Here is a 301-nt window from a genome sequence, read left to right on the forward strand (position 1 = left end):
AGCACCCCGGAAGGGGAGTGAAAGAGATCCTGAAACCGTGTGCCTACAAATAGTCAGAGCCCGTTAACGGGTGATGGCGTGCCTTTTGTAGAATGAACCGGCGAGTTACGATCCCGTGCGAGGTTAAGCTGAAGAGGCGGAGCCGCAGCGAAAGCGAGTCTGAATAGGGCGTTTAGTACGTGGTCGTAGACCCGAAACCAGGTGATCTACCCATGTCCAGGGTGAAGTTCAGGTAACACTGAATGGAGGCCCGAACCCACGCACGTTGAAAAGTGCGGGGATGAGGTGTGGGTAGCGGAGA

1 rRNA gene is annotated in these 301 nt (G+C 55.5%); it reads left to right on the forward strand.

The annotated features are described in order from the left end of the window. Window positions 1-301 (forward strand): 23S ribosomal RNA (locus tag MR083_RS27080); the annotation flags it as partial.

This window comes from Bacillus cereus group sp. BfR-BA-01408, from assembly GCF_022663305.1.
In the GTDB taxonomy this organism is placed as follows: Bacteria; Bacillota; Bacilli; order Bacillales; family Bacillaceae_G; genus Bacillus_A; species Bacillus_A pacificus.